The sequence below is a fragment of the Propionispora sp. 2/2-37 genome, assembly GCF_001298735.1.
Lineage (GTDB): Bacteria > Bacillota > Negativicutes > Propionisporales > Propionisporaceae > Propionispora.
The window spans coordinates 94,561-120,183 of the sequence record NZ_CYSP01000012.1; the positions used below are offsets into that span (position 1 = coordinate 94,561).

Annotated in this window: 23 protein-coding genes and 1 riboswitch; of the genes, 3 read left to right on the top strand and 20 right to left on the bottom strand. The window is 44.3% G+C overall.

Annotation, left to right across the window (positions count from 1 at the left end):
- Positions 1-68: 68 nt before the first annotated feature.
- The 8 genes from P22_RS13780 to P22_RS13815 all read right to left on the bottom strand — a co-directional run bounded on the left by P22_RS13780 (position 69) and on the right by P22_RS13815 (position 8,104).
- Positions 69-605, bottom strand: coding sequence for a D-lyxose/D-mannose family sugar isomerase (locus P22_RS13780; RefSeq protein ID WP_054260831.1), 537 nt, complete (start codon positions 603-605; stop codon positions 69-71).
- Positions 596-1,480, bottom strand: a complete 885-nt coding sequence (locus P22_RS13785) for a ketose-bisphosphate aldolase (RefSeq protein WP_054260832.1) — start codon at positions 1,478-1,480, stop codon at positions 596-598. Before P22_RS13785 ends, P22_RS13780 begins: the two co-directional genes overlap by 10 nt.
- A 99-nt stretch (positions 1,481-1,579) precedes the next feature.
- On the bottom strand, positions 1,580-2,653 hold the full coding sequence (locus P22_RS13790) for a PTS fructose transporter subunit IIC (RefSeq protein ID WP_054260833.1): 1,074 nt from the start codon (positions 2,651-2,653) through the stop codon (positions 1,580-1,582).
- A gap of 25 nt (positions 2,654-2,678) precedes the next feature.
- Complete coding sequence (locus P22_RS20590) at positions 2,679-2,990, bottom strand: PTS fructose transporter subunit IIB (protein WP_054260834.1); 312 nt, start codon at positions 2,988-2,990, stop codon at positions 2,679-2,681.
- A 15-nt stretch (positions 2,991-3,005) separates the two neighbouring features.
- Positions 3,006-3,461, bottom strand: coding sequence for a PTS sugar transporter subunit IIA (locus P22_RS20595; protein WP_054260835.1), 456 nt, complete (start codon positions 3,459-3,461; stop codon positions 3,006-3,008).
- A 15-nt stretch (positions 3,462-3,476) separates the two neighbouring features.
- Entirely contained in the window at positions 3,477-5,009 is a 1,533-nt protein-coding gene (locus P22_RS13805; RefSeq protein WP_054260836.1) for a BglG family transcription antiterminator, read from the bottom strand.
- Positions 5,010-5,792: 783 nt separating this feature from the next.
- The gene (locus P22_RS13810; RefSeq protein ID WP_072169805.1) at positions 5,793-7,016 is read right to left on the bottom strand and encodes an MFS transporter; all 1,224 of its coding nucleotides are present in this window, start codon (positions 7,014-7,016) and stop codon (positions 5,793-5,795) included.
- 56 nt (positions 7,017-7,072) lie between these two features.
- Positions 7,073-8,104 (bottom strand): ROK family protein, encoded by a 1,032-nt coding sequence (locus P22_RS13815; RefSeq protein WP_054260837.1) that lies wholly within the window; start codon positions 8,102-8,104, stop codon positions 7,073-7,075.
- A gap of 274 nt (positions 8,105-8,378) precedes the next feature.
- Here P22_RS13815 and P22_RS13820 point away from each other — a divergent pair, with 274 nt between their 5' ends.
- Positions 8,379-9,971: an oleate hydratase gene (locus P22_RS13820; protein WP_054260838.1), complete on the top strand. Its 1,593-nt coding sequence runs from the start codon at positions 8,379-8,381 to the stop codon at positions 9,969-9,971.
- 33 nt (positions 9,972-10,004) lie between these two features.
- On the opposite strand, the gene P22_RS13825 is transcribed toward P22_RS13820, so the two are convergent.
- On the bottom strand, positions 10,005-11,192 hold the full coding sequence (locus tag P22_RS13825; RefSeq protein WP_054260839.1) for an MFS transporter: 1,188 nt from the start codon (positions 11,190-11,192) through the stop codon (positions 10,005-10,007).
- 157 nt (positions 11,193-11,349) lie between these two features.
- Between P22_RS13825 and P22_RS13830 the strand changes: the two genes are divergently transcribed.
- Complete coding sequence (locus P22_RS13830) at positions 11,350-12,207, top strand: AraC family transcriptional regulator (protein ID WP_054260840.1); 858 nt, start codon at positions 11,350-11,352, stop codon at positions 12,205-12,207.
- 235 nt (positions 12,208-12,442) lie between these two features.
- Positions 12,443-13,873, top strand: coding sequence for an MFS transporter (locus P22_RS13835; protein WP_054260841.1), 1,431 nt, complete (start codon positions 12,443-12,445; stop codon positions 13,871-13,873).
- A gap of 169 nt (positions 13,874-14,042) precedes the next feature.
- Here the strand turns inward: P22_RS13835 and deoC are convergent, their stop codons facing one another.
- The 11 genes from deoC to P22_RS13890 all read right to left on the bottom strand — a co-directional run bounded on the left by deoC (position 14,043) and on the right by P22_RS13890 (position 25,604).
- On the bottom strand, positions 14,043-14,708 hold the full coding sequence (gene deoC / locus P22_RS13840) for a deoxyribose-phosphate aldolase (RefSeq protein WP_373432680.1): 666 nt from the start codon (positions 14,706-14,708) through the stop codon (positions 14,043-14,045).
- 105 nt (positions 14,709-14,813) lie between these two features.
- Positions 14,814-15,863 (bottom strand): galactitol-1-phosphate 5-dehydrogenase, encoded by a 1,050-nt coding sequence (locus P22_RS13845; protein ID WP_054260843.1) that lies wholly within the window; start codon positions 15,861-15,863, stop codon positions 14,814-14,816.
- A 314-nt stretch (positions 15,864-16,177) separates the two neighbouring features.
- Entirely contained in the window at positions 16,178-17,131 is a 954-nt protein-coding gene (locus tag P22_RS13850; RefSeq protein ID WP_054260844.1) for a sugar-binding transcriptional regulator, read from the bottom strand.
- Positions 17,132-17,405: 274 nt separating this feature from the next.
- Positions 17,406-17,846, bottom strand: coding sequence for a PTS sugar transporter subunit IIA (locus P22_RS13855; protein ID WP_054260845.1), 441 nt, complete (start codon positions 17,844-17,846; stop codon positions 17,406-17,408).
- Positions 17,846-19,228 carry a PTS fructose transporter subunit IIC gene (locus P22_RS13860; RefSeq protein ID WP_054260846.1) on the bottom strand — a complete coding sequence of 461 codons (1,383 nt, stop codon included), beginning with the start codon at positions 19,226-19,228 and terminating at the stop codon, positions 17,846-17,848. Before P22_RS13860 ends, P22_RS13855 begins: the two co-directional genes overlap by 1 nt.
- Positions 19,225-20,151, bottom strand: coding sequence for a 1-phosphofructokinase (gene pfkB / locus P22_RS13865; RefSeq protein ID WP_054260847.1), 927 nt, complete (start codon positions 20,149-20,151; stop codon positions 19,225-19,227). Before pfkB ends, P22_RS13860 begins: the two co-directional genes overlap by 4 nt.
- Positions 20,152-20,168: 17 nt before the next feature.
- On the bottom strand, positions 20,169-21,026 hold the full coding sequence (locus P22_RS13870) for a tagatose bisphosphate family class II aldolase (RefSeq protein ID WP_054260848.1): 858 nt from the start codon (positions 21,024-21,026) through the stop codon (positions 20,169-20,171).
- 149 nt (positions 21,027-21,175) lie between these two features.
- Entirely contained in the window at positions 21,176-21,931 is a 756-nt protein-coding gene (locus P22_RS13875) for a MurR/RpiR family transcriptional regulator (protein WP_054260849.1), read from the bottom strand.
- A gap of 276 nt (positions 21,932-22,207) precedes the next feature.
- A complete protein-coding gene (locus tag P22_RS13880; RefSeq protein ID WP_054260850.1) occupies positions 22,208-23,332 on the bottom strand; it encodes a [Fe-Fe] hydrogenase large subunit C-terminal domain-containing protein in 1,125 nt (374 codons plus the stop codon).
- A 229-nt stretch (positions 23,333-23,561) separates the two neighbouring features.
- Positions 23,562-23,744, bottom strand: a riboswitch (cobalamin riboswitch).
- Between the two features lie 104 nt (positions 23,745-23,848).
- A complete protein-coding gene (locus P22_RS13885; protein ID WP_054260851.1) occupies positions 23,849-25,036 on the bottom strand; it encodes a M24 family metallopeptidase in 1,188 nt (395 codons plus the stop codon).
- Between the two features lie 334 nt (positions 25,037-25,370).
- Positions 25,371-25,604 carry a YkuS family protein gene (locus P22_RS13890; protein WP_054260852.1) on the bottom strand — a complete coding sequence of 78 codons (234 nt, stop codon included), beginning with the start codon at positions 25,602-25,604 and terminating at the stop codon, positions 25,371-25,373.
- Positions 25,605-25,623 lie beyond the last annotated feature (19 nt).

Below are 25,623 nucleotides of genomic sequence, written 5' to 3' on the forward strand. Positions count from 1 at the left end.
AGGTTCAAATTTTAAAGGATACACGCTAAGCTCCTCCTACAACCAAACATCAGATCCCTCTCATAGGCCTAACGGTCAGCCGGTGTGCGTTTCATATACGGATTAGTATAAATATCAGTTGCATCATCGCTAGGGGAAGAGAATTCACTTACAATGGCTCCTTCAGCTCCAGCCTGAAACCAATGGCGTGTATTGGGCTGAATGGTATATTGTTCCCCAGGATTGAGTACGATTTCATGCATTACCGTATACCATTGCTTATTTTTTTCCGGAACTTTACCTTGAATCGCTTCCGTTGCTTCTCCTTCTACATAGAGAAATACTTTTCCATACCGGCACCGAAAGGTTTCCATCTTGCCCGGTGTTCCATCCGGTCGCGTTGGATGCCGGTGTTCCAGACAGGTTTGATGCGGTAATAACACCAGATCTTTGGCGCAATACCGGTCCGTATTGATATAAATAACAATTTCCATGCCTTCTTCATACACATTGCCCATGCCAAAATCGGTGTATTCCATTTTTCTTTTTTCCTTATTAGTTAACACAATGTGTGCTTTTTCAAACATGCCTTCCACTTCATCTCTTAGCTTATCATCTACAAGCACTTATTTCCCCTCCTTACATAGCAGTCTGCTTTACCAATGGAATCAAATAAATTCATCTTGAAGCGAACTACTTTTTTCGTTGCTTCGAGACAGGTAGGATAAATCTGGTTCGGTTCCCACCATTTTTGTTCTGACAAAACTCTTCGGCATTCTTGATAAAAAGCAAATTTAATGTCACTGGAAATGTTAATTTTTTGTACACCAAGTTTTACTGCCTCGGCAATTTCTCTATCCGGGTTAGCGGACCCGCCGTGCAGGACAATCGGCACATCCAGTTTCGCTGTTATTTCCTGCAAGATATTCATTTGTAATTCGGGTGCTACTCCTTTAGGATAAATTCCATGTGCCGTTCCGATCGCAACCGCCAGAGAATCCACTCCGGTTTTTTCAACAAAATCTTTCGCTTGTACCGGATCGGTATACGTAATTTTGCTAACGCCGCCTTCTATGGAAGTTCCGGTATTTCCGATAGTCCCCAGTTCCCCTTCAACCGCCACATTGACCGCATGAGCGGTTTCCACGACTTTCCGGGTCAGCACGATATTTTCTTCATAAGAAAGACACGATCCATCAATCATAACCGAGTTAAATCCTACCTGAATGGCATGGATGATATCTTCAAAAGAACTGCCGTGATCCAGATGCACGACAAACGGTACCGGACTTTTCTCCACGCGTTCCAACACATAGGCCATAAATTCATCCGTAATAAACTTCAATTCATCTGGATGGATGGCAATAATAGCCGGCGAGTTGGCGGCTTCCGCTTCATCGGCAACCGCTTTCAGCAAAGCGCTGGACGAAACATTAAATGCTCCCACGGCAAACTTTTCTTTTTGCGCTACTTTCAGTAATTCTTGCATCGTAACTAACATATAGACACCCTCCCAATTGAATATACACAGCCTCTAGTGATACCATATGTAATACAAAATACAGAATATCAAATACACTTTTAATTATTATCATTCCTCTCAGCCAGAAATCTTAAGGCTGGACAGGTCTAATTCTTTTTCCTCATTCTCTGCTTCTTGAGCAGGCTTTCTTTTTAAGAATACGCAAAGTATGGCAAATACTAATGATCCTATCAGCAGGCTTAATGTCCATAATTCCGGATGATTCTGACCCGGCAGCGTAAAAAAGCCACCCCAGGGAATTTTAGAAGAACAATCCCAATAGAAGACTAAAGCACCATTAACTGCTGCACCAACAGCCGTACATATTGTAATGCGCAGTAAATCATTCAAGATGATGGGATAGGATCCTTCCGTAATCTGGCAGCATCCCATAAGAAATGCTGTTTTCAGAGAGTTGACTTCATCTTTGGAATACAAGTCCCGTTTCAGCAGTATGCTTAAAAAGTAACCTATTGTTAAACCCAAAGGTGCAATCATCGAGGCGGATATAAGTGCGGCTATCGGTGTCCCTACGCCTTCGGCCAAAAGATTAAGCGTGAATACGAATACGACTTTGTTAATCGGCCCGCCATAGTCGACAGCCGAAAGTATGCCAACTACAATACCCAGCAAAATGACCGAACCGCCTTGCAAGCTGGTAAGCAAGTTATTTATACCTTGTTGTAGCTCAATGATGGGAATACCGACAATGTACTTCATCACCAACGCAATAGTGAGAGTCGAACAAAACGGTAGAATTAATTGAGGTACCAGCCCTTCTGCCCAGTTGGGAACTTTTATTACTTTCTTTAACCAGTTCACCATATAGCCAACCAGAAAACCGGCTAATAAGCCACCTAAAAAGCCATAACCATACTGTTTGCAGATAACTCCCAGCAGAAACCCCGGCACAATACCTGAACGTTCCGCAATGGAATACGCAAGAAAAGTAGCGATAAATACCGGCAGCAAGCCTAAACCGTCAGCCCCTAATTGCAGCAACACATCAGCAATACGGATGTTTCCACTGAAATCCTTAATAAATTGACCTCCGAAGATATTTCCGGCCACCATCAACATACCGGCACAGCATACAAAAGGGATCAAATAGGAAATCGCCGTCATGATATGTCTTCTGATTTGTAAATCCATGATTTACACCTCCAATGTAAATTTACTAACCAGCAACCACTTTTTCGATTTGCTTGATTAAACCACTGGGCGAATGAATAACTACCTCCGTAGGGACCTCTATCACTTTTTTCCCTTTAAAACGGTCTCTGTTTTTAATGGATACGTCAATAGCCAACACAACCACATCCGCATCTTTAATGCTTTCCGGCGTCAATTCATCTTCCGTACCAATCTGTCCCTGGGTTTCCATGTGAATCTGGTGTCCTGCTTTTTCTGCGGCCTTAATTAGCTTTTCTTTAGCGATATACGTATGCGCTATTCCTGCTACACAGGCTGCCACTCCTACAATTTTCATAATACTCCACCTTTCTTACTCCTCTTTTGACATGGTTTTTATGACTTCTTTTTTATCATTCGATCGCAATAACTTTTGCAAGTTATCCTCATCGGCCAACGCTGCCGCCACTTTTGCCAACAGTTTGAGGTGCACCGTAGTTTCATCCACATTGCGTACGGCAAAGAGAATGATGAAATGTACCGGTTTATCATCGAGGCTCTCCCATTCCAGTGCATGCGAAGTTCTGCCAATCGCAACGGCTGTCGATAGTACGGCCATTGACTTGCCATGGGGGATTGCAATATGGTTTCCCAAACCAGTCCGACCTTCTGCTTCCCGTTTATAGACATCCCTGATAAACTGTCCCGCATCGCTGAGCTTTCCTTCCCTTTGAAGCATGGCCGTTAATTCCCGGATGGCTTCATCCTTGTTTTTCGCCTGCAAGTCAAGATTGATCAAGTTTTCATTCAAAATTTTTTCCAGTCCCATGATGTCCACTCCTTGTTAAATTGAAAGTACATTCTGCAGTTTCGGCTTATGTTCATTCAGCAAAACATTTTTCACTTTTAAAATGTCTAATTCGCTAAACAGCGCACTCACCAAAATGCACGGAACCTCCTGTGGTTCCAAATGCACCGTGGTTAATATAAAATCAATCGCATCCATATCCCTGATGGCAGCCAGACGGTTTGCCGATACGATATCGACAATCTCCCAGTCAGAAAATGCCCGTTTGACACGTGCACCTAAAAGATGCGAGGTTCCTGCACCGCTGGAGCAGACAATAAGTACCCGTTGCCTTTGCATCTGATTTTCCAGTGACGCCTGAAAGTACACTGTGATGTATCCTATTTCATCATCGGTCAGCGATTGAAAATTCGGCATGATTTCCTGTTCGTGAACACTTTGCCGGACTGCGCCAAATATAGCTGGAAATTCTTTCTTTATATCTTCCAAAAGCGGATTGGCTATAGAAATATCATAGGCAAGGCGCTTGGTGAGCGGCTGGATGTGCAAAAACAGGCTCTGCTGTAAATTCAAGTCCTGCGTAAAGTCAACGTAGACCTTTTTCGATACATGGGCTATGAGCCACCATACGAACTCTTTTTCCGGGGATTCAGTAATCACAATCTCACGGGGAGCGCCATTTTCTATGCCGGAAGAAATAAGATAACGATAAATATAAAAAATTTCAATTTCCGGTACTTTTTTATTTACATAACCTGCTATGTGTTCCATCATTCTGCGTGCCGCCAAATACGCCGTTTGATTTTTGAAGCTTCCCTTAGGTGGTTTTGTTGTTTCATAATGCGTCCGATTGGTCAATCTTTTAATCAAAATCAATACATGAGTAAAGATATTAATATAATACGGTTCTTTGATATTACCTTTGAGAATGACCTCCCCCTCTGACAGAATCTGCTTTACAAAGTAAATATCTTTACTAGAAAATCCTTTGTAAAGACCAGCATATGTTTTTTGGTGCAAATCATCGGAAACCGATTCCGCCGTTAAATAGTCACCATGTTCAAGAGAATCGCTCAATAATTTCATGAGCATCTTACGAATATTTTCTTCCGTTCCCTCCACATGTGTTCCCTGCCGCGAACGTATGAGTGCCAACTGATATTCCCGTAACGCACCTTCAATAATATTTAAATCATTTACAATAGAAGCGCTACTGAGGTAGTATAAATCGGACAATTGGTTAATCGAGGTGTTTTTCGGCGCCTGCAAAAGCAAAAAGGTTAGAAGATGCTGCCTGCGTTCGGCAAGACTCATGTCAAGCAGTCCATGCTCCGGAAGAGTATCGGCAAAAGTATGAATAAATTCAACCTGCCGTACCTTGTAGCCCTTTCCCGGTTGCTTGGATAACACGTTCTTCTCGGACAATTTTTGTTCCAGTGAGTGAAGATTACGATATATCGTTTTCTTTGATACATTTAGCTGCCCTGCGATAGAATCAGCCGATACATACTCTGTTGCTTTTGCTAAAATGAGCAGAATTTCTTTTTCTCGCTTTGTCAAACCCTCCACTTCGGTATCCTCCTTGTCGAATTCATCATAACAAAATCTGATAATTACGAAAATACTAAACGATGTCCACAAAAAACAGACATTCTAGTACTTCAGCCTTGATAAAAACTGTATATGGTAGAAAGAAAAAAGATAAACCAGCTTACAAAACACAGCGAAATGAATTAGCATAAATTCATGATGAAAATTATCCAGGGAACTTCGGCAGGAAGCCAATACTTCCTTGGGAATGAATTAAGGAGAAGACAGATAAGGTCCCCATCTCCTCTCATGGCGTAAACATACGAGCTGCTTTCCGGATTCGTTCAGCATGCGGGCAGCAGCTCTTTCCTTTCCAAAAAAAAGCTTTCAGAGTAAAACTCTGAAAGCCCGGAAAATAGTATTCGTACTTTTTATCGTTGTCCAAACTGAGCCGTAAATGATTATATTCTGATATTATCCGTTGCAAAGACCTGCTGCGGCGAACCTTCGCTGAGAATAACGCCGTCATCCATAAATATGATTTTACTGGCCACCTCGCGGGCAAAATTCATTTCGTATTGACCTTTAAGAAAAGCCTGGTCCCGTACTATGAATCTTTCAGTTACATCAATAACGGAATCTCAGCCTCAGCCCACGGCGGTTCCCAATGGTTTGATATGATCCTTGCTTTGCCCGTCTGACATATCTTCTAAGGAAGCTGTTAAAAAAATAACTATAAAAACCAAGCGCTACGCTCATGTTGTGACTTCAGCGCTTGGTTTTCTTTCGATACACGCAAGTGAGTTGCCGAACTTGCAGCCGTTATGATTCCGCCGCGACATGCGAACTGGTTGCCACGATGAGCAGCATTGCGGCGACAACCAAAAAAGCGAAGGAGAGATTCGTGGTATGGGCAATCAGTCCGATAAGCGCCGGTCCCGCCAAAACACCGGAATAGCCAAGGGTAGAGACAGCTGATACTGCCAAGTTTGCCGGCATGAGTTTCTGCCGGCCTAGTGCGGAATACAGTACCGGCACAATATTGGACGATCCCAGCCCGAGCAGCCCAAAACCAATAAGCGCTGCGGTCCAGGTTGGAATGACTATGGCAACGGCAATCCCTAAGGCCGCGCCTATTCCTCCAAAAAGAACCACCTTCTTTCCGCCGAATTTGGAAACAACGCGATCACCGGTTAATCTGCCGATCATCATCGCAACTGAAAATAAAGAATAGCCAAGTCCTGCATGAGAAAACTCAACCCCGCGCAGCGAGGTCAAAAATACAGCGCTCCAATCCAGCATGGATCCTTCTGCCAGAAAGACTATGAAACATAAAAAGCCTATGAAAAGGACGATTCCCTTAGGAAGAACAAACAATGATCCATTCTTTTCTTCACTCCCGTAGGGCAGCAAGTACCGTCCAAAAAACAACAAAAGGCCTGCAATTATTACTACGATACATAGTACTGCCATTAATGGTGATACTCCAACCCCAAGAAGGCCACTCATACTACCTGCCCCAGCAAAACCGCCAACACTCCACAGCCCATGAAATCCGGACATCATTGCCCTGCCACTGGCTTTTTCGACAATTACGGCCTGGATATTGACCACCACATCAACCATGCCAATTGCAGCACCAAAAATCAGCAGCACAATCACGGTTGCGGGAACGCTTGCAGCGATGGTAAGAAAGGGTAAAGAAATACATATAAACAGGCTGGCAACCCAAATCATCAGACGGCAGCCAAAGCGCGCTGCCAGCGCACCGGCGAAAGGCATGATCATAATCGAACCGGCCCCCAGGCACAGCAACAGAAGTCCCAGAGCAGCCTCATCAACTCCAAGGCGCTCCTTCGCATAGGGAACCAGGGGAGCCCATGCCGAAATTCCGAACCCGGCAATAAAAAAGGCTGCCCGTGTGGACATTTGTTCCCAAAGCCCCGGTACTGGATGCTTAGAAACCGGACAGTCATCTAAGCGCAATGTAGACCCGTTTTTGCTCAAAGCAGGCTGAACCGGAAGAGTCTTACTCATTTTATTCATGTAACCCCCTACCCATCCTGAATTAAAATATCTAACTCTCATTACAGTAGAATTTCTTACAGCCTTTTTTCTATCAGTTGAATATCACAGGTCAGACTTTCCAAAGTAATCGAAATCAAGCCATTGATATAATCCTCCTGCATATTCTCTTCAATAAGAATCTGTGGCATATGTTCATGAGGTATGATCGTCTCGCAGCCCTTGGAAATCCCCTCCAGCATATCGAATCGGATTAAGCCTCCTGTTACTACGATTGTTGCCGGATTAATGACAGCGATAATAGAAGCAATTGTTTTCACTATAAGAGGGAAGAAAGCCTCCGGATTTTTGGTTTGCTTGACTTGCTCTTCACGGGAATAATCCAATGGCAAATAGGACACTTCGCCCGCAAAGTTTGTATTGCCCCTGATAATTCGCCCGTCGACAATGATACCTGCACCCGAACAGTTGCCCTGGGGAAACATGACAACCGCAACCGTTTTATCTTCCTCATGGTGCTGTTTTTGGTAGAAACCATAGGCGGTTAAGTTCACATCATTCTCAACGGTAATTTGTAGATTATATTTAGCTTTTAACCGGGCAGCCAATGGAATATTTACCAACTCTTTAATATCACCGGCACCAATTACCCCTTTATGTACAATCCCTGGTATGCCAATACCAATAGCCTTGATATTTTCGTATCTGTAAATTAGTTTTTCAATTAGGTTATCTATGGCTTCATAGTTAATCATTTCTACTTCCGAAGAGTTTTTTTCAATAGTCTCACCGGTTAAATTGGTAACAGCATAAACTGTTCTATAGACTCCTCCCTCATTACTCACATAAATACAAGCAATATAAGAATAATTTGCGTTATACATAAACCGTCGTGCCGGGCGTCCGCCACTAGACTGCTCTAAATCAGTTTCTATAACCTCGCCACGTTCCAAAAGCTCATTTAGAATGTTGCCGCAAGTTGCTACACTTAACCCTGTTGCATTAGCTATAGTTGATTTAGTCCCAAATTTCAAAGCTTTCAAAGCAGTTTTAACAAGTTCAACATTGACCTGCTTTACTCTCATCGTATTATTCACTATTGGAAGCATACCATACCCCCTCAATTTTCAATACCACTTATTAAAAGTATTATTAATACTACCATGTTATTTTATTTCTTGTCAACAGTTATATTTCCAATATCCGGAAATGGACAAAAAAAAACCTCGTTCTCTATGACAAAGCCTTTGGGGAATTGTTATCGACCCAGAATGCAGCTTTTAACCTACTCCTCATCACTCGCCAATATTATCATAATCTAACCTTTCTTTGGGCAACTCTATTCTATATATATAATTGAATAAATCATGGAGGTATCCTACAGTGGAAAAAACATATGAAAACACACAAATCTATTTTGTTGGAGGCGGCTTAGGTTCTCTGGCGGGTGCGGCTTATCTTGTCAGAGACTGTGCCTTTCCCGGTAAAAATATTCATATCTTGGAAGGAATGCCGGTCTTAGGGGGCAGCAACGATGCTGCGGGAAACGCCACGACCGGCTTTGTCGCCCGTGGCGGGAGAATGCTCAACGAGGAAACTTACGAAAATTTATGGGAACTGCTTTCCTCTATCCCTTCCCTGGATTTTGAAAACATGAGCGTAACCGACGAAATTCTGGCTTTTGACCGGACCCATCCCACGCATGCCAATGCCAGACTGATTAATAAAGATCATGAAGTGATTGATGTTTTATCTATGGGTTTTAACGACGCCGACCGTATGGCGCTGTTTAGGCTGATGGTTATCCCTGAAGAAAAACTGGACAACCTCCGGATTTCCGACTGGTTTATCAAAACACCGCACTTTTTCGAAACAAACTTTTGGTACATGTGGCAGACAACCTTCGCCTTCCAAACATGGTCCAGTCTAATTGAGTTCAAACGCTATATGCAGCGGATGATTTTTGAATACTCCCGGATCCATACACTGGAGGGAGTAACAAGAACGCGGTATAACCAGTATGAATCTATCATCCTGCCCTTAAAGGCCTACCTGGAACGGTTTCATGTCGACTTTAACTTGACCTGCACCGTAACCGATCTGGATTTTAAAAAGGGCGAGGGCATCACCGTCACGGCCATACGCTATGAAACGGAGGGGAAACCGGGTATTCTCCAACTAAACCAAGATGATTTATGCATTGTGACCAATGGCTGTATGACGGATAATTCCCGCTTAGGCAGTCTGAATACTCCTGCGGCACTGGCTGTGGAGAATCCTATTTCAGGTGTGCTCTGGGAGAAAATCGCTGCCAAAAAAGCCGGCCTGGGGAATCCGAGGAAATTTTTCGGCAACCCCGAAGAAACCAACTGGGAATCCTTTACGGTTACCCTGAAAGGTAATAAACTGCTCAAAATGATTGAAAAGTTTTCACGTAATAAGCCGGGCAGCGGCGCTTTGATGACCTTTCGGGATTCTAACTGGCTTATGTCCATTGTAGTGGCGGCCCAGCCCCACTTTAAAACCCAGCCGGAGGATATTACCATTTTCTGGGGATATGGCCTGTATACCGGTCGAAAGGGCAATTATGTAGAAAAACCGATGCGCGACTGCACCGGAAGGGAAATTCTTATTGAACTCCTGCACCATCTGGATTTTACAGAAGAAATACAGGAAATTATGGAAACCGTAGTTAACGTAATCCCCTGTATGCTGCCTTATATTATTTCCATGTTCCAACCCCGTGCCAAAGGGGACCGGCCGGAAATCGTGCCCAAAGGGTCAACCAACCTTGCTTTCATCGGCCAGTTTGCGGAAGTGCCGGAGGATATGGTATTTACGGAGGAGTATTCCGTCCGAACTGCCAGGATCGCTGTTTATTCCCTGCTTGGGCTGAATAAAAAGGTTATCCCCGTAAGTCCTTATCAGTATGATATCCGCGTCCTGTTGAAGGCATTAACTGCCTCCTATCGTTAAGTGACAACATCCCGGCAAGTAAACTGCTTTTATTCAGACTTCGGGAACAGGATGTTTTTCCGGAAGATCTTCGGGCTCCCGTACAAATAGGGTAAGCAGAAAACCGATTACCGGCAAAACAGCCAGCAGACTAAACACCCAGGACAGCCCCGCACTGTCCGCAACATGGCCAAGCGCCAGAACTCCCATGGCCCCCAAACCAATACTGAATCCCAGCGTTAGCCCCGAAGCCATGCCGATATTGCCCGGCATCATTTTCTGCGCCATCACCAGGCTGCTGGTAAAGGTGGCCGCCAGCAAAATACTGATAATCGCTAAAAGGATAAATGTCCAAACACCGCCCAGTATTTTAAAAAGATACAATAGTGCGGCAACCGGTAAAATCGAGTATAACATAACTTTTTTGCTGCCATAACGGTCGCTTAACGGTCCCCCCAGCAGCGTACCTGCAGCCCCGGCAGCTAAATAGACCGTCAATAAAGAGGCGCCATAAGCAGAACTGCCATGCAGAAACGAGGTATAATACAAAGGGACAAAGGTGCTGATCCCGGAATTGACCGTCGCCCGTGTAAGCACCATTCCGAGCAGAGCCAGCAGCGGCAGGTTCAGACTAACTGCAATTTCGGCTTTTCCTGTGCCGTTTTCTTTTTGCTGCGGCAGACGGCTAAACCGGTCCAAAGTCCAAAGCAGCAAAATGCCGATCGCGACGTTAGGCAGCGCAAACAGATAAAGAATAGCCGTATCTCCTGCCAGCAGGGCTCCCAAAAACAAAGACCCCAGGGCAAACCCTATATTGCCGCCGGCGGCAAATAAACTGGCCCCCTTGCCCTTGGACCTGCCACTAAGCCAATTGACCATTTTTGCCCCTTCAGGATGAAAAACAGCACTGCCGAGCCCGCTGACCGCCGTACACAGCAATACCAATGAATAAGACGGTACCAGCAGGGAACCCAACAACATCGCCCCGCTTATAAAACACCCCAGAGGAATCCACCATGGCCGCGATTTCCGGTCGCTTAAATAACCGAAGATCGGCTGGCTGACGGAAGAAGTCAGGTTTTGCAAAAGCACGATAGCCGTTAATTCCGCATAACTTAAACCAAATTTCACTTTAAAAAAAGGCAAGGCCACAAATAATGCACCTGATGATAAATCCGTCACGGCATGTGCGCATGTAATCAACCAGATGGAATATGGAACACTTTTTACAGCACGAAACAATCCACTCACTCCCAATTTCTGTCTACCACTGTTATAGTAGGATAATATTGATCAAAAACATATCATCCTATATCATTATAATAGATAAGCAGAATTATTTCATGAATGATATTGTTTTGTTTTAGCATGATATTGATATTTTTAAGGAGAATGTATCATGATTATTGCCGGCAATGGCCAAATGATTGATCAGGAAATTAAAAAGGACTTTCCCATAAAAATAAGGCGCATGGAATATCATGCGCCAGGACCTATTTTAAAGAAGCATTGGCATGAGGAATTCATGATTTTCTATATAGAGAAGGGAACTGCCGTCATCCACTGCAATTCCCAGCCCCTTCCTGTGGCTGCAGGTGATCTGATTGTTATCCATTGCAATGACATGCATTATGTCGAGAACTGCTGTAACCATCTTGTCGAGTTTTATATCATTATTGATCTTGCCTTCCTTCTAAGTTCTAAAGAAGATTTATGTCAGACCAAATATATGACCCCCTTGCTGCAAAACCGCCTCCGTTTTCAAAATAAGATCCATGATGACAACATCACCAATCAGTTTCTGGACCTGATCCGGGAATATGAGCAAAAAAGTCCGGGTTATGAGCTGTGGATTAAAGCCGGTCTGTACCGCATACTTGTTTTACTCCTGCGGCATCATGCCGTCCCGGTCCAGGGTGAGATTAAAAACAGGCGGCACCATCGGCTGCGTCCGGTATTAACCTATATCGAAGAACATTATGACCAGAGAATCACGCTTAAAGAACTTGCCGCCATGGCGAATATGAGCCCTTATCATTTGTGCCGGCTGTTTAAAAGCATTACCGGCATGCCGCCCATTGAATATGTAAATCATTTGCGCATTGAAGCGGCGGTAAAATTATTGCAGCAGCATTATCCTATCAGCGAAATTGCCCTGACGATCGGCTTTAACGACAGCAATTATTTTAGCCGTCTGTTCAGAAAGTATAAAAATATCTCACCCTCAGCCGTACAAAAAGAAAATACCCTTAGCTAACCTGTCCAAATCTCCGGCTTATTTTATTTTTCTTTAGCGACTTTGCTTAGAAACCGCCAGCCCTCATTAAGGAAAGCGGGGATATTTGTTTGCTTTTAAAGGCTATGCCCTCATCAGCTTGATTAGTAGGGGATTTCCTTCCGTTATGATAAGTAGAACATGAAGGGCGGCCATTCATATACTATAGGGCATGTGTTGTTATTTGCCTATCAATCATAGAGAGAAGGATGTTTTTATGCTATGTCATTTAGCTACTGATAATCCGGTTGTGCGTAAGTGGCTGATTCATTCGACTACCATTCTCGGCGTATTTATGTCGACACTTGATGCCAGTATAGTGAATATTGCTATGCCGGAAATTACCACCTACTTCCATACAACACTTAACAATGTCGAATGGGTCGTAATGGTTTATCTGCTGCTGATTAGCAGTTTATTGCTAACTTACGGAAAAATTGGCGATATGTATGGCCACCGCCCGGTTTTTGTCAGTGGTTTTGCCGTCTTTACCATAGCCTCGCTGTTTAACAGTCTTGCGGTAAATATCTGGATGCTTATAGCCGCACGCGCCCTGCAGGCCCTTGGGGCCGGGGCAATTTTAGCCGTCGTGCAGGCGATTATTGCCGATACCTTCCCGCCTTCAGAAAGAGGCAAAGCTATTGGGCTTAACGCCATGTTTGTCTCACTTGGTCTTGCGACCGGTCCGGCCTTGGGCGGTTTTTTGGTCCAAACTTACGGTTGGCAATCCATATTCATCATTAATATTCCTATTGGCATTCTTGGCACCTTTTGGTCATGGAAAATATTACCTCATAAAGTTAAAAAACCGCAAAAATTCGATTTCGGCGGGGCAGTCACTATTTTTATTGCTCTTAGCACTTTTTTGCTTGCCTTAAGCCACGGGCAGGCCTGGGGATGGAGTTCGTCCATCATTTTAGGCTTATTTTTCACCGCAGCCTTTTCTTTGCTGCTATTCGCTTACATTGAAATCAAATGCCAATACCCCATGTTTAATTTTAACCTCTTCCGTAACCGTGTCTTTTTATCGAGTAATTTTTCCGCTATGATTAACTATCTCACCCAGTATTCGGTCACCTTTCTCATGCCCTTTTATCTGGTAACCTTTTTAGCATTACCGGCAAACATATCGGGTTATTTGATGAGTATTTTCCCTTTAACCATGCTGCTGACCTCACCGGTAGCCGGAACGCTCTCCGACCGTCTCGGCTCACGGCTGTTAACCTCCCTGGGAATGGCGGTAATCTGCACCGGCATCATGATTCTCAGTTACACGGAAAATTTCAGTTATTTGACCATTGCTGCCGGCCTAGCCCTGGTTGGAATCGGTACCGGTTTATTTCTTGCACCCAATAACAATGCCATCATGGAAAGCGTTCCTAAAAACCAGATTGGAGTCGCCTCGGGCATGTTGGCCTTAATGCGTAATATCGGGCAGGTCATGGGAGTCGCCGTCAGCGGAGCTGTGTTCAGTATTCAACTGGCTAGATATTCCTATCTTAACAGTACTGCCCGTTTCCCCGTCGCTTTGCACAATACCTATCTGGTAGCGGCAATGCTTGGCCTGCTTGGTGCTGTCGTCTGCTGGTCACGCGGAAAGCAGAACGTAAATATTTTCCCTACGGGTTGCCGGCGGCGGCAACAGTGATCTACCGTTTGAATTACGGCAGGAAGAAAAGGCACCTCGTTCGTTTTGGGGTCAATTTTCAATTATTTATTAAAGCTTTGTCTTATCCCTTTGACAGCTCTGAAAGACTGGCATCATCACATCCGAGCCCGAGGTGCCTTACCCAGGTGATACTTGCCTGTTCCGGAATTTATGGCTTTAGGCTTTCGACGATAGCCACACCATTTGAAGAGCCAAGCCGTGTTGCCCCTGCCTCAATAAATTTGAGCGCATCTTCCCGGCTTTTTACTCCGCCACTGGCCTTGACCCCCACTTGTGGGCCTACTGTTTTACGCATCAAGGCTACGTCGGCTATTGTGGCACCGCCTGTTGAAAATCCTGTCGAAGTTTTAACAAAATCAGCACCAGCCTCTTTTGCCAGCTCGCAGGCTCTGATTTTTTCTTCATCGGTAAGCAACGCGGTTTCAATAATTACTTTAACAAGAGCCCGCCCCCCGGCCGATGCTACGACCGACTGAATATCCTCCCGGACGGCCCGCTTATTGCCGCCTTTCAATTCCCCGATATTGATGACCATATCAACTTCGTCCGCCCCGTCCTCGATCGCCTGTTTTGTTTCAGCCATTTTGATTTCAGTCGCTGCAGCACCCAAGGGAAAACCAATAACCGTACATACCTTGACATCAGAACCGGCAAGACTTTCCGCTGCCTTTTTTACCCAATAGGGGTTTACACACACTGACATAAAATGATGGCTTTCGGCTTCTTTACACAGCGCTATGATTTGGCTTTCCGTTGCTTCGGCCTTAAGCAAAGTATGATCTATGTATTTATTAATGTGAGTAACCACGCGGATTCCCTCTTTCTTTTATACTGTTTTCAATGCTTGATACAGATGCAGATATTCTTCGAATGGTTTTTCATAGGCTTTTGTATTTTCCAAATTGGGATATATTGTTAATTATGTACCATGAGGATAAAAGATAATTTTATTAAAATAGAACGGTTCTTCATCTATTTTCCGGAATGTTTCCGGGATCTCATCAAGACTTAACCGGTGTGTTATGATTTTATCCGGGTTAAACTGGCCCCGGGCCATAAAACCAGCCGCTTCCCGCCATTCCCGTCCGGGAAACGGGCTGGAGAAAGAATTCCAGCTGCCGATAACCGAGAGTTGCCTTCGCAAAATGGTATCCACAGCCTCTTTGGAATACGTAAGTTCGGAATTACTGATGCCGAGATATACAATCCTTCCCATTTTACGGGCAACCATTACGGCCTGCATTTGTGCGACCGCCGATCCGGACATTTCGACAACAGCAGACGTTCCCTCACCATTCGTAAGCTCTTTTACCCTGGCGGCAACAGCTTCTTTGCTGGCATTCACTATATAATCGGCCCCGCATTCTTTGGCCGCCTCCAGTTTTTGGTCATTAACGTCAACGGCAATGATGGCTGTAATGCCAATAGCTTTAGCGTATTGAACGGCAAATAAGCCGATTCCGCCCATTCCAAACACGGTCAGAGTATCCTTATCAGTAATACCGCCCCGTAAAAAAGCATGAATGGCATTAGCCGCAGGATCGATAGTTGCTCCCCAGTCACAGGGAATTTTCTCATCAAGCTTGATCATATTTTCAGCCTTAACAGCCAAATACTCAGCAAAGGCCCCATTATTCCTTGAACCGTAATACTTATAGTCTTCGCATAGGGAATACAAACCTTCTTGGCAGCAGGCACATTGATGGCAGGGAATCAACGGCGCAACAGCAGCCTTATCAGCAATCTTCCACCCGGAAACCGCACTGCCTGTCTCGACAACCTCACCGGCGAACTCATGTCCGGGAATAATCGGCAATACATGAGGCCCCTTCTTATTAATGCGCGGTATATCGGACCCACACACGCCCACCGCATGAATTTTTAATAAGACCTCGTCCGGTTTTGGACATGGTTTTTCAACTTCCATGACTCTCAGGTCCTTAACCGCAAACAGCCGGACTGCTTTCATCACATCATCCCCCTTTATCCGAGCAGTTTACCGTTTTCTGCAACTTGCTATTCTTCAACTCCGTTTTGGCCGTTTCACTATGATTATTTTTCATCTCCTTTCGCAAACAGTTAATTGAAATTAATTTCAATTAACACGGCATTAATTTCAAGCCCATTATAATCTTCACCCTTCCTTTTGTCAATGTAAAATGGTTTGGATTTACAGGTAATTTTGTAATAATAAACGCCATAAAAAATAAGCCGGAGACATTACACCTGATGCCTCCGGCTTGCCTGGATTCTGCATTATGATCTTGGCCCGTTCATCACTGATTATTCCCGCTTATACAGACTGACTATTTCCCGTGCTGTAACCTCGTCTGTAAATAACGAATTCACATAACCGCCTTTCAGAGCAGCCAGCGTCACTTTTGCTTTTTCCGCACCAATGACTACTCCAATGCTATTTTCCTTTTTGGTTATTGACTCCAGGCTGATACCAATGACCCGATTATACAGCTCGCCTGTGGCATGTGATCCGTCTTCCCGGATATAGCGGGAACAGATGTCGCCGACAAATCCTTCTGCCCGGAGGTTTTCATAGTCTTCTTCCGAAAAATAGCCCGCTCTGACCAGAATAGAATGTTTATTGATATAACCGATACCAAAAATCACCGTATCTGCGGCTTCAGCTAAATCCAATACTTCTTTGATCTTGGAGTCCTGCATAATGGTTTTGGCAATCTCCGAATTATCCACAAACGAAGGGACATTCAGAAAATAGCTCATCGCGTTATAGTTATCAGCAAAATTGATAAGAATCCGTTCGCTTAGTGTCGATATATTTCTGCGGGCCACGCCACCGTTTAGCTGGACAATCTTTACCCCTTTTTTTGGAGAAAGCTTTAAGTTTTCCGACATATAGGTCATGGTTTCGCCCCAGGACACACCGATTAAATCGCCATCGGCAATGATTGTATTCAGATACCTGGACAAGCCATCCGAAACACTGGATAATATCAGCCTTTCATCCTTGGAAAATGACTCCGCGATAAAAATATGTTTCAAGTTAAACATATCTTTTAACTCTTTCTCCAAAGCTTCCACTGCCAACACCGGAAAGTCCAGGTTTATTTTAACATAGCCTAACTCCTTGGCTTTGGCTAGAAGTCTGGAAACCGTTGATTTTGAAATGTTTTCTGTTTGGGCAATTTCATCCTGTTTCATGTCTAAAAGGTAATATTTTTTGGTGACTCTTACCAGCAATTTAAACTCATCGTTCGACATACAATACCTCTTCCCGGAATGAAATTAAATTTCATCAAACAAATACTTATTTCAAACTCCATGTATTTCTATTGTACACTATTTCCTTTGCCACTGTAAAATATCCTGCAGCGGACCGGAGTATCGGGCAATTACTAAAGACTGCGAACATTGCCGCAGTCTTTAGTATGTATAGCTGGCAGCTTTATTTCTTCCTGCCATTACTCATTTACTTATTGCTTTGATTTTCCGGACAGTATTGATTCTCCTTTGTGGGTACCACAAAAATCTCTTTTCACGTTTGCTTCAAATAGATCATGATTTCCTGTTTATCTGAGGCATGCAGCAATTTGCTGCGGAATACCGGGTCGATTAATTTGCGTGATAGCCGGGCCAAAACCCTTAAATGCAAATCATCTTCACCATCACAGGCCGCGATCATAAAAATTAAATAAGCCAGACTGCCGTCCTCACTTTGATAATCTACACCATCCTTGACAATTGCAATAGCTACCCTTGGTTCTTTAACAGCATTGGTTTTTGCGTGTGGAATCGCAATGCCAAAACCAATCCCTGTCGTTGTTTTTTCTTCTCTGGCCCAAACAGCCAGTTCATAGGCTTTCTTATCGTTCAATACCCCTGCTTTATCCAGCATATTAACCATTTTTCCTATGACTTCCGCTTTATTCTGCGCCTTTAAATCCAGACAGATTGTATCTTCTTTGAATAGTTCCATCAGTTGTCTTCCACCTTTTTTCTCGTAAATCCATAGATCAAAGCACCGATCAGAGATCCTGTGAATATACAAAATACCCAGGCAATCGGCTTATCTACAAGTGCCAAAATCAAGAACCCGCCATGAGGGGCCGGAACCTGAATCTTCATCATATAGGTCATAACTGCGGACAGGGAAGAGCCTAACATCAAAATCGGTAAAACGGTCAATGGGGATTTCGCGGCGAATGGAATAGCGCCTTCGGTGATATGCGTAGCACCAAGAATATAGTTAACAGCACCTGCGGCCCGTTCATCCTTGGTAAACTTATTTTTAAATAAGGTGGTAGTCAGTGCGATAAGGATGGGCGGTGTAATGCAGGCTGCCGATACACCTGCCATAAAGTAGTAGTTTCCCTGTCCCAGCAGCAGTGTGCCTGTAACATAAGCTGCTTTATTCACCGGTCCCCCCATGTCAAAGGCACTCATACACCCAATGACAATGCCTAATAGTATCGGATTGGAATTCTGCAGATTCGCCAGAAAATGCATCATATAATTATTAATAGCAGCAACAGGGCCCGCCAGCAGATACATAATCGTACCCACAAAGGCAACACTCACCAACGGCACTAAAAAAATAGATTTAAGACCTTCCAGTTGTTTAGACAGTCCAGACAACGATCTGATCAAAAAAAGTGCGGCATACCCTGCCAAAAATCCGCCGATAATCCCGCCAAGGAAACCGGAACCCGTGGCAGCAGCAATTGTTCCTGCCACAAAACCGGCAACAAGGCCGGGACGATCGGCAATGGACTGGGCAATATAAGCGGTAAGAATGGGAACCATCAGTCCCATAGAATATCCGCCCACTTGTTTTAACAGCGCCGCCGTTGGATTATACTGCTGCGAATTGGGATCAAACGAATAAATTCCCCATAAGAAGGAGACGGCAATCAACACTCCGCCGGCCACAACAAACGGAATCATATGGGACACACCGTTCATCAGATGTTTATAGATTTCATGCCCAATCCCGCTTTTTTCCTCGAACTTAATTTTTATACCGCTGTCTTTAAGGGCTCCTTTCCGAACGGGAACTTGCCCCGATACCGCTTTTTGAACAAGCTCCTTAGCTTTCCGTATCCCCTGTGCTACCGGCACTTCTATGACAGGCTTGCCATTAAAGCGTTCCATATCCACTTTCTTATCGCAGGCAACAATAATGCAATCGGCTTCTTTGATTTCCTCCGGTGTCAGCGCATCTTCCGCTCCGATTGCCCCATTGGTTTCCACCTTGATCTGCACGCCCATTTCCTGGGCTGCAGATTTTAGTGCTTCTGCCGCCATAAAGGTATGTGCAATTCCTGTCGGACAGCCTGTAACTGCCAAAAGTTTTTTCACGATAATTCGCCCACCTTTCGCACTACTATATTTTTTATATAGTTATAAACGGATGAGAAGTCTCCCAGGCCTTCACTCTCAGCCACATTGGCGCCTGTAGCCGCCGATTTCTTTAAGGCATTTTCTATTTCCCCGCCTGCCAGCCACTCGCTTAAAAATGCTCCCAGTGCGGCATCTCCGGCACAAGCGGAACTCAATAACTTTACCTTCTGCGCACTGCACCAATACAAAGCTTCGCCATCACTAAAATACGAGCCCCGGGCACCTAACGTCAACAAAACATGTTGTGCCCCCTGCTGTTTCAGAAGCTTCATTACGGTTAGAGCCTCGCCATCCGAGCGGACATCCAGGCCAAATATGTTTTGTATCTCCTCATCGTTGGGTTTGATCAACAGCGGCCGATATTGTAATAAATCCTTTAGTTTTTTTGAACTAATGTCCAAAATCACTTGAATGTCTTTGTGCCGGCATACGCGTAAAATTTCTTCATAGTACTTTTCAGAAATACCCCGCGGCAGGCTGCCGCTAATTACCAGATATGTACAATCGCCGAGGTTCTGCAATTGGAATAATAGCTCCCTTTGTTTGCTTTCCGGAACAAAAGACCCGCTATTGACAAATTTATACTCATCCGTGCCGTCATTAACAAAAACATTAACCCGCGTAATATCGTCTACCCGAATAGGTTTAACCGGCAAATTGCGCTCCGCTAACCGGTCAATAATGTATTGGCCGGTAAATCCGCCGAAAAAGCCTAAAGCGGTTGCTGCTACGCCAAAATGCTGCAATACCAGCGCCACATTTATTCCTTTTCCATTAGGTGAATACACCGTATTGGTTGTGCGGTTTACCTGATTCCTTTTGATGTCTTGTCCGGTTAAATTCATATCAATGGCCGGATTGGTAGTTAATGTATAGATCATCCCTGCCCACCATGCTTTCAATACCTGTTATGACTTTTGCATACACGAATTTTATGCTCAACAATTTCCTGCATCGCTTTTTTCCCTGGTGTCATATATTTTCTGGGATCACTTGCCAGGGGATTTTCTGCAAAAAAGTTTTTTAATGCATTCGAAAACGGAATTTTCAAATCCGTTGCAATGTTAACTTTACAAATGCCCAACGAAATTGCTTTTTCCACCAATTCGTCCGGCACATCGGAAGCACCGTGCAAAACCAGGGGTATATCTACCTTTTTCCGTATTTCCCTGAGCCTGTTGAAATCAAGCTTTGGTTTTCCCCTATACAGGCCATGCGCGGTGCCAATCGCCACCGCCAAAGAATCAATCCCGGTAGCTGCTACGAAATCCACGGCATCGGCGGGATTGGTATAGGCCGCCTCCTGCTCAGCTACAACCAAATCATCTTCCGCGCCTACCAGCTTTCCCAATTCTGCTTCCACCGTCACATCATAACGGTGCGCATAGGCAACCACTTCTTTTACGATTTCAATATTTTTTTCAAAGGGTTCTTTCGAGGCATCAATCATACAGGACCGGAACCCTTCCTGAATGGCTTCCTTTATTTTGCCAACCTCTTCAAAATGATCCAGATGGATGGCTACCGGTGTATCCGTATAGGCTGCAGCCGCTGATGCCATGGCTACAATATATTTGGGGCGGGCGTAGTCAAGCGTTGATGGTGTAACCGCAATGATCAGGGGGGAATGCATGGCTTTGGCAACATCGGCAACCACCTGCATGGTTTCCATATTGTGAATATTAAATGCCGGAACCGCATATCGATAGGTTTGCGCGTCTTTAAGCATTTGCCTGCTCGACAAAAGTGGATTCATCCGTATTCCTCTTTTCTTTTTTAATTTTTACTTTTTACACTTTCATCTTAAAATAAAAAAACATGAAAATCTTTTCGCTTTTCGCAAATCGATTTTCACGTTTTTACACGGAGTATTCGTTTTTATCCTATACAACATCGTCGATTTGGTTATTTCATGTTTTCCTGTTCGACGAGATAATCAACAAGAATTCTCGATATAATAAACAAAGGCACCCTTGATGTTACTTCAAAATCTTTAATCGATATTTTTTCATAGCGGTAACCCACCAGATAACGATATGCATACTGTAACAGCGGGCTTTTATCCGAACAACAGATCACGATGGTTTTAGCTCCTGTTAAATAGGCATTTTTCGCCGCTTCAATCAGTTCCTGCGTCTGTCCGTTCAGCGAAACGATAATCACCAGCTGATTTTTTCTCAATCTTTTGCTCAGGTTCACAATAATATTGGGATCACCGGTCTGGGTAATATCATAATTCAAAAGCTCCAGTTTAAGGCTGAATTCCTTTACCACCTGCTCGGTAAGTCCCCGTGAAAAGATATATATCTTCTGGTCTTTTGCTGCACGGATTTCATTTACTACCGCCAATACATTGGTTAATGAAATTCGTTGCAATACTTCAGTTGCTTCAATCAAGGATTTGTTCATAATTTCATTGATACTGATCAATTCTCTGTTTTTGCCGGGCATGGTCAGCTTGTACCTAAGTTCGTTAAAACCGTTAATCCCACATTTCCGGATGGCTCTGGATACGGTAGAAGGTGAAGAAAAAGTTTCAAAAGCAATATCCACAATAGACATATTCGCCAGATCATGCTCATGTTCATTAATAAACTGCACAATCTGCCGTTCTGTTTTCGATAGATTTTCCAGCACGTCCCCTTCTATTTTGATAATCATTTACTCTAGCCCTTTCTCATCCATCTGTTTGTAAATTGCCTAACAAACGTAGCAGTAGCTTTCCGCTTTCTATTATAGTATAGAAAGATGAGTTACTATTTCGCTGCGACTGTAAATGACTCCTACAAAATACCGGAAATTTACGCAATTTTTTTACAAAATCTAATACATTACACTTTGCATGGACTCTTTAAGCATAGATAAACCTCAACTGGCTGATGGGCTGCAGCCGTACTTCCCGTTACCTCCTGATACAATCAAGCACAGCCCTATGAATTAAAATTTCCTGGTAAAAAACTCATTATCTTCCAGCAAACTCTCCGGTGTATCAAAACCCAGCCTATGCAACAATTCAATGACATAGGGATTCTCTATCGGGGTCCTATAAATAGCTTTTCCCGCATATTCATTCACGTTGATTTTTGCCATTTCCTTATCAAGAATTACTTTAGGTCCTCCTACACAACCGCCGCCGCAGCCCATTCCCTCAAAAAAGTTGGCCGCTACCTTTCCCTGTACCAATTCATTCATCATTTCTTTGCAGTTGGCCACCCCGTCCGCCATTCTTGTTTTAATGGTAATCTTCCGGTGCGGATTCAGTCGCTGAAGCGTACTTTGAACAGCATCGCTGACACCGCCGGCTCTGGCATAAATCCGCCCTGCCCTGGACGAGTTTTCTTTTTCACGATCGGCGTAAGTTGTTAAATCCACCCGGAGCAGTTCAAACAATTCTTTTGCCTCCTGAAAGGTCAGCACATGGTCAATCGCCCCTTTCAGATCCGGTTCTCTCGCTTCCTTCTTTTTAGCGATGCAGGGACCTAAAAAAACGGTTACAGCCCCCGGGTGCAGAATTTTAACCGTACGGCCCGCCGCAATCATGGGTGATACGGTTGCCGGGACATGGGGCATCAAATCGCTGTACACCCTGCGGATCATCCCGATCCACATCGGGCAGCAGCAGCTGGTCAACTGATAGTCTTTCTCGGTAATAATATTTTTGTCAAACTCCAGTGCTTCTTTTATCGTGAGAATATCGGCAAAAACAGCCACCTCTACCATACCGTCAAAACCCAGTTCTCTAAAGGCATTACGCAGCATGCCCGGTGTCACCTGTTCGTCAAATTGTCCCAGAAAGGAAGGGGCAATCAGCACATAAGCTAAAGCCTGTTTCACGGCAAGCGTTTCCATGCAGGCTAGCACATCTTTCGAAATCTTTACGCTGCCTTCCCTGCTTTTTTGAATACATTGCGCTATCTCACCGGCTACCGGATGTTTTTCCGGATTAAACAGACAGTTAAGCTGACTTTTGTCAAACTCAGCTCCATATTCTTCCGCACGGCTGGCTCCTTCCTGCCATGATTCTTCGACTATTTTGTTGTACAACTCTCTAAACGTGATCATCCTGCTGACACTCCTTTACTGTCTCATCTTGCTATATCCTTCCCTGCCGTAAACAGAAAAATCCTGTTTCTACTCTTCTGTTCCTAACCGTACCCGCGCCGGATGCACAAACAGCGCCCCACATCAACGAAAGGCGCTGTATAGCTAAAAAGCCCGGCACAATGACATATGCCGGGATGAACAACACAGAAAAAACTGCGCAAATCCCCTCCCCATCGATCGCAGGTCAAACGGTGATTGTCCTATAGGCAGTTCTCCTGACTCTGGATCATAGTGCCTCCAAACCTTCCCGGAATTATTATTCCAGTGGCATACCCTGGATTTGCTCCCCATTACAGTGGCGGGACCGTGCCGGTTTTGCACCGGACTTCCCTATTAAGCCCTGAAGGGCACCTATAACGTAGTTTGAAATTATGAAATTATTAAAGTTTTCTCCTGACTTTGACTTTAACATCAATATGTTCTTATTTAGATACACCCTACCCAGGTATTAAGTGCCATTTTGTCGGCCGTTCCTCAGGGCAAATAGGTAATGACTTCAGGCGTTATACTTAAATATTCGGGCCCGTTTTCTGTCATGACAAAGCTATTTTCCGTACCGACGGCGCCTTCGGGGAACACAAACTTAGGCTCCAGCGCAAAAGTCATTCCCGGCTGGACCGGAGTTTTCATCCCCTTGGCAAAAACAGGCCACTCATCTAATTCCACGCCAATGCCATGGCCGAGAAATTTCACCTGATTTTGTTTGTAGCCCATGAAATAATCTTTATAACCCATTTCTTCAGCCAGGGTCAGAGCCAACAAGTAGGGTTCCTCCGCCGGAATTCCCGGTTTCATTCTTTTCACTACTTCCTCCTGAATCTTCACGGCATCCGCAAACGCCTTCGTCATACGGGGAGTCAGTTCGCCTATACAGAACATCCGGGACTGGTCACCTGTGTACCCTTGAATAATGCAGGTGTAATCCAGATAAACCGGTTCATTGCGGTTTATTTTTTTCCATCCGGCCCCTTGAGGATTTGCCACCGCCACTCCCGAACCACCCACCGGTCCGTCAAAATAACTTGGCGCAAAGCCACTGCTGCCGCTGCACACATTGCCATAGAAGAATTCCTGATTAAAAGCCCGCATTCTGCAACATCCCGAATAACCCCTCCTGCGCAATTCCGCTTCAAATAAAGCAGCAACTTCAATCTCGGCCATGCCCTCCCGTAAAAAGGAAGGTACGGTTTGGAAGGCCTGGTCCATGACGTACAATGCGCTGCGGAGCAGTTCCAGTTCATAAGGTGATTTTATAGCGCGGGTTTCCTTAATGGCCGGTGAAATATCAATCAGCTCTGCCTGCGGAAATATTTTTTTATAGGTTAGATAAAGATTAAACGGCAATACATCCAGCTCCAGTCCTATGCGTTTAAAGACCGTATGACCAAATGCCGCCAATATGTCCGGTATTTCGCGCGGATGTTTAACCGGAACAATCTGTTGCAGCGACGATTCGTCTTTTCCCCGCTGTAAACTCTTTTTTATCATGAGTACCGGCTCACCACTGGCCGGTATATACAAAAACGAACTTTGCACCGTTCCAGTAAAATAAAATAAATCACTGTTTAATAAAATAATGGCTCCGTCTACTTCCTTCCTGGATATTTTTCCCTGAAAATGCTGTATTCTTATGTCCAGTTCCTCTTTTGGTGTATACTGCATGCTGCAACGCCCTTTCCTGATTTTCCAACAAAAAGTTTCAAAAAACCCCTAGTAATATTTTACCATTATACTTTCTGTTTTACAAAAAGCAGTTATATATATCGAAAAGAAAAACAACCCCCTTATCCTAAAGGGGCCATTTTCTCATCTGCGGATGAAAATCCCAGTAAGTGAGGACAGTTCACTACGGTTTTAATTAAGTTATTGAAGAATATAGCCGAACTGCATAGCATAAAAACCCGCTCCGGATTTCCGAAGCGGGTTTTTTATGCTAACCTGCCATTTTTTCTTTATCTTTCTCGGTCATAAATACTCAGTTTTGGGCTTCCAGCCGTCAGTGAAGCGCCTCCACACGGGACACGACTTGATCTGGTGTCATGCCGGCTGCATCAATCACCGGGGCCTTATTCACGGTATTTTGAATATCCATAAGATTACTATCCATCCCCATTACGACACACGCTAAAATATTCTCTTTACTGTTTGGACTTACTACGGTATATCCTTTGTTTTTAAGTGCCTGCTTAATGGTTGACAAATTATCTTCTACAGCAACTATCTTTGCCACGAAAATGCCTCCCTTTTAG

Coding starts and splice junctions, on each gene's coding strand:
- P22_RS13785 (WP_054260832.1), bottom strand. CDS start 1,480: ATGTTAGTTACGATGCAAGAATTACTGAAAGTAGCGCAAAAAGAAAAG.
- P22_RS13790 (WP_054260833.1), bottom strand. CDS start 2,653: ATGGATTTACAAATCAGAAGACATATCATGACGGCGATTTCCTATTTG.
- P22_RS20590 (WP_054260834.1), bottom strand. CDS start 2,990: ATGAAAATTGTAGGAGTGGCAGCCTGTGTAGCAGGAATAGCGCATACG.
- P22_RS20595 (WP_054260835.1), bottom strand. CDS start 3,461: ATGGGACTGGAAAAAATTTTGAATGAAAACTTGATCAATCTTGACTTG.
- P22_RS13810 (WP_072169805.1), bottom strand. CDS start 7,016: ATGAATAAAATGAGTAAGACTCTTCCGGTTCAGCCTGCTTTGAGCAAA.
- P22_RS13815 (WP_054260837.1), bottom strand. CDS start 8,104: ATGCTTCCAATAGTGAATAATACGATGAGAGTAAAGCAGGTCAATGTT.
- P22_RS13830 (WP_054260840.1), top strand. CDS start 11,350: ATGATTATTGCCGGCAATGGCCAAATGATTGATCAGGAAATTAAAAAG.
- P22_RS13835 (WP_054260841.1), top strand. CDS start 12,443: ATGCTATGTCATTTAGCTACTGATAATCCGGTTGTGCGTAAGTGGCTG.
- P22_RS13845 (WP_054260843.1), bottom strand. CDS start 15,863: ATGAAAGCAGTCCGGCTGTTTGCGGTTAAGGACCTGAGAGTCATGGAA.
- P22_RS13850 (WP_054260844.1), bottom strand. CDS start 17,131: ATGTCGAACGATGAGTTTAAATTGCTGGTAAGAGTCACCAAAAAATAT.
- P22_RS13855 (WP_054260845.1), bottom strand. CDS start 17,846: ATGGAACTATTCAAAGAAGATACAATCTGTCTGGATTTAAAGGCGCAG.
- pfkB (WP_054260847.1), bottom strand. CDS start 20,151: ATGATCTATACATTAACTACCAATCCGGCCATTGATATGAATTTAACC.
- P22_RS13870 (WP_054260848.1), bottom strand. CDS start 21,026: ATGAATCCACTTTTGTCGAGCAGGCAAATGCTTAAAGACGCGCAAACC.
- P22_RS13875 (WP_054260849.1), bottom strand. CDS start 21,931: ATGATTATCAAAATAGAAGGGGACGTGCTGGAAAATCTATCGAAAACA.
- P22_RS13880 (WP_054260850.1), bottom strand. CDS start 23,332: ATGATCACGTTTAGAGAGTTGTACAACAAAATAGTCGAAGAATCATGG.
- P22_RS13885 (WP_054260851.1), bottom strand. CDS start 25,036: ATGCAGTATACACCAAAAGAGGAACTGGACATAAGAATACAGCATTTT.